The 4,649-nt window shown below is 56.4% G+C and carries 3 protein-coding genes; all 3 read left to right on the plus strand.

The genetic code is table 11. From position 1 onward, the window contains the following. Positions 1–1,011, plus strand: a 1,011-nt coding sequence (locus tag ACML7B_RS00595; RefSeq protein ID WP_418538821.1) for a sensor histidine kinase, incomplete at its 5' end; no start/stop codon positions are given. 102 nt (positions 1,012–1,113) lie between these two features. Next, the gene (locus ACML7B_RS00600; RefSeq protein ID WP_204907889.1) at positions 1,114–1,785 is read left to right on the plus strand and encodes an ABC transporter ATP-binding protein; all 672 of its coding nucleotides are present in this window, start codon (positions 1,114–1,116) and stop codon (positions 1,783–1,785) included. Further along, a complete protein-coding gene (locus ACML7B_RS00605; protein WP_418538823.1) occupies positions 1,782–4,283 on the plus strand; it encodes an ABC transporter permease in 2,502 nt (833 codons plus the stop codon). The genes ACML7B_RS00600 and ACML7B_RS00605 overlap by 4 nt, the downstream gene beginning before the upstream one ends. Positions 4,284–4,649: the final 366 nt, after the last annotated feature.

Raw genomic sequence — 4,649 nt, forward strand, 5'->3', positions numbered from 1 at the left:
CTCACGAAGGAAGCACCTGAGGAGGAAGCTGTGTTTGCCGGGATCCTGACGGGGAAGACAGTAGAAGACAGTGGGGACGCTGCAAAGACAGGCATGGAATTGCTGGAGAAATACGGGTATGGACTGAAAGACAGTCTGAAAGCCGGCGCGCTGCCCGGCATGGCGGGCGGTATGGCGCTCATCCTGGCAGCCGGACTTGCGGCCTGCGCAGGTCTTGCCTGGCATGGCATGAGGCTTAAGAGAGAAGCCCGGGAGCGGGCGGACTATCTGGAGGAAAAGCTGAAAGAGGAGACAGTCCGCAACCAGAAGATGGAGGCGGAACTCCGGCGGGAGGAGCAGGAAACCAAGTCCCTGATCACCGATATTTCCCATCAGCTCAAGACGCCGGTGGCCTCCCTGAAGATGAGTTATGAGATCGAGGATTCCACAGAACTTTCAGCGGAAGAAACGGAGGAGTTCCGAAGGAAAGAGCGGGAAGATGTGGAACGGCTGGAACATCTTCTCCAGGCTTTTACCCAGATGAGCAAGCTGGAGACCGGCATGATCCGGCTGAAGCCGGAGAAGGCGGGTGTGAAAGCGACCCTGGCAAGGGCAGTGGCCGGCGCATATGCGAAAGCGATAGATAAAAACATTTCCATTGAAACGGAAGAATTTGCTGACGTTGCGGTTGTCCATGATCCGGGCTGGACGGCGGAGGCGATCGGAAATGTGCTGGACAACGGTGTGAAATACGCGCCGGCCGGCACCTGTATCACCATCCGGGTGTCGGAGCTGGTCAGCTATGTCATGATAGAAGTGGAAGACGAAGGCCCGGGGATCCCGGCGGAGGAACAGCCCAGGATCTTCCAGAGATTTTACCGGGGCAAGGCGGAAGCGGTACGAAAGGCGGAGGGCTCCGGCGTGGGCCTTTACCTTACCAGGCGGATCCTGGAAGAGCAGGGCGGAACGGTGTGCGTGAAGAGCGGAAGAACCGGCGGGAGCAAGTTTGTGATCACCCTGCCGAAAGAATAAGATTTCTTACAAAACTGTTACCTTTTTTGTTACCTTTCTGTAAGCTTCGGGCGGTATGCTCTGTACAGAAACAAAGAAGCAGGCACAAAGAGGAGGCTTACAATGAAGGCGATTTTAGAGACAAAAGATCTGGTAAAATATTACGGCTCCGGTGACAATCTGGTAAAAGCCATCGACCACACCGATATCCGCGTGGAGCCTGGAGAATTTGCGGCAGTGGTGGGGCGTTCCGGCTCGGGAAAGAGCACGCTTTTGCACATGCTGGGGGGACTGGACCGGCCCGATTCCGGCAAGGTGCTGGTGGAAGGACGGGACATTTTCCGGTTAAAGGACGACCGGCTGGCAGTGTTCCGCAGGCGGAAGATCGGATTTATCTTCCAGAGTTACAATCTGGTGCCGTCCTTAAATGTATGGGAAAATATCGTGCTGCCCATCGGGCTGGACGGCCGGAAAGTGGACCGGGAGTATGTGATGGACATCGTGCGAAAGATCGGCATGTCAGACCGGCTTCACGCCCTGCCGGGCACCCTGTCCGGCGGACAGCAGCAGCGGGTGGCCATCGCCAGGGCCCTGGCTTCACGCCCGGCCATCATCCTGGCCGATGAGCCCACCGGCAACCTGGACTCCCGGACGGAGATCGAGGTGGTGAGCCTTCTGAAACACTGCGTGACCGAATACGGGCAGACGCTTGTCATGATCACCCACGACGAGACCATTGCCCAGATGGCGGACCGGATGATCGTCATCGAGGACGGGAAGGTGGTGCGGTCATGAAGACAGTGACAAAGACAGCCCTTGCCTATGCACGCCAGAACCGGACCCGGAATATGATCAGCGGGGCAGCCATCATCCTGACCACTCTTTTGATCTTTATGGTGCTGACGGTAGGATATGCCTCTGTCAAAGTGCGGTTCGCAGCTGTGAACGCCTACTATCCGCCTTATCACGCCATGTTCCGGCAGGTGTCAGAAGAGGATGCGGGGAAGCTGAAAAGCCACAATGATATGGAGGAAGTGGGGCTTCGCTCGGATCTGGGGGAAGGGGTGGACGATGATTCCACCATCCTGTTTCTCTGGATGGATGCACAGGCTCTGGAACTGAACAAAGTAGAACTGGCAGAGGGCACGTTTCCAAAAGCAGGAAATGAGATCGCGCTTCCGGAAGGACTGCTCGCCGAGTACGGGATCACTGCCGGGATCGGGGATACGGTGACGCTCCCGCTTCAGATTTACGAAGACGGCGGACTGGGGTATCAGAAAGAAGAGCCTTTCCGGATCAGCGGATTTCTAAAAGGAGAGATTGACGAGGAAAACAAAGCCTACTCGGTGCTGGTGTCCAGGGACTGTCTGGAACAGTCGGTTCCGGCAAAAGACCGGGAGTACCGGGTGATGTTCCGCCTTCAGGATGTGGGGGAACATGTCGCCACTACGGACGCCATCGAAGAGCGGGTCCGGGAGATTGGCGCGGATTTTGGCGTATCGGAGGACAACGTGGTCATTAACACCGATTATCTGATGGCCAATTATACGGACCCGGCGGCTCTTTTCGCCGTTGTCTGTATCATCCTGGTGGTGATGGCGGCGGGCGTGCTGACCATCTACAGCATCCACTATGTCTCTATGATCCCGAAGGTTCAGGAGTATGGAAAATTAAAGGCCATGGGAGCCACCAGGCGGCAGATCCGGCAGATCGTCTTCCGGGAAGGCCTGCTTGTGACAGCGCTTTCCCTGCCACTGGGGCTTCTTCTGGGGAGCCTTCTGGCAGGCCCGGTGATCCGCTGGATCTACCGGATCAGCGGGGAAGGCGTGCAGACCAACGCGGCGGCCATGGAAATGAACCGGATCTGCATGGAACTGCTGGAGCAGAGACAGGTGCCGGTCCTGTACGGGTGGGTTTACATCCTGACCATTCTGACTGTGCTGGTTACGGTGTATCTGTCCCTGGTAAAGCCTATGCGGATGGCGGCGAAGATCTCTCCGGTGGAAGCCATGCGGTATCAGGGAGAGATCCGGGAGAAGAAAAAAGAGCGGAAGGGATTTGCAGAGATGAGTCTTGTAAAACTGACCCGCTCCAACCTGTCCCGGAATAAAAAAAGATCCATCCTGACCATCGTGACACTGGGCGCAGTGGGAATCCTCTTCATGGCGGTGGCCACCGTCCTTAGCTGCGCCGATCCGGAGGAGATCGCAAAGCAGGAGTTTGAGGGGGATTATGAGATCGCCGTGGACAGCTGGGAGGGGGATAAAATGAACCCGGACCGGGCCTGGGTGAATCTAGCGCAGAACAACCCGCTGAACGGGGAACTGCTGGAGCAGATCCGGGCCGTAGACGGAGTGGAGGAAGTCAAAGTGAAGACCTATCTTACCGGAACGCTGGCGGATCTGGACCCGGAGCGGGAGATCGCCTCCGCCAGCATCCAGGGCCTGGATGAATCTTACCGGGAGATCGTGGAGAACTGCCAGATCGAAGGGGCGGTTACCTGGGAAGAACTGGAAGAGGGAGAGAAGATCCTGGTCTCTGACCATATGCTGCGCTGGTTCCCGGAACTGAAGCTGGGCGACGCGGTGCGGATGGAACTGGAGACCCCGGAGGGGACGGTGGAGCGCACCTTCGAGATCGCCGCCGTCGGAGAGTATCCTTCGGCCGTATCCGGGAGCAACTTTCTGCTGCCGGACTCTGTGCTGGCGAAGATCACAGGGGCAGACGTAAGCGACATCTGCGTGATCCGGCTGGAAGAAGGGATCGATCAGACCGGACGGCAGGAAGCCTATACGAAGCTGGAGAATCTGGCAAAGACGAGCGTCTATCTGACTACCGACAGCTTTGAAAAGCATGTGGAGACCTGGGAGACGGCGGTCACAGTCATGACTGTGCTTGGTTACGCCTTCCTGCTGATCCTGGGCGCGGTGGGCGTGATGAACCTGATCAACACCATGGTCAACAGCATCTACACCCGGAGACGGGAACTGGGGATCATCCAGGCCATCGGCATGTCGGAAAAGCAGCTGGTGCGGATGCTGCAGCTGGAAGGGCTTTTCTACACGGCGGGGACCCTTTTGGTGGCGCTGGGGATGGGAAGCCTGGCCGGATACGGTATTTTCCTGTATGCCAAAGCAGAAAATATGATGAACATCACTGTGTATCACTATCCGGGGATCCAGGCGGCGGTCCTGGCCGTGGCGGTGGCGGCGCTGCAGATGATCCTGACCTGCGCCGTGTCCCGGAACTTCCGCAGGATGAGCCTGACCGACCGGATCCGGTACGGGGAGTAAAGACCGGAGGAGGGATGCTGCCCTTTGTGCAAAGTATTGGGAAGAATGACGAAAAAATTTATTCTTGTAAATAGAATGCACAAAAAAAGCAAGAAAATTAAAAAAAGAAGCAAAAGAAGGATAGAAAGAGCGGTTGCGAAAAGTTATAATACAAGTAATCTGATTAACCAAATTTTTTAAGGAAGGTGAGGTAACGTTATGAAAAAGAAATCAGTCAAAAAGCTTTTATCAGCCGTTCTGGTATCTGCGATGACCGTAGTTCTGCTTGCAGGATGCGGCGGAAGCGGTGACAGCGGAAGTGATGAAGGCGGAAGCGGCGACGGCAAAACCCTGAAGGTTGCGGCGTTCGAAGGAGGAAACGGAGCT

The sequence above is a fragment of the Massilistercora timonensis genome, from assembly GCF_048354975.1.
In the GTDB taxonomy this organism is placed as follows: domain Bacteria; phylum Bacillota; class Clostridia; order Lachnospirales; family Lachnospiraceae; genus Massilistercora; species Massilistercora timonensis.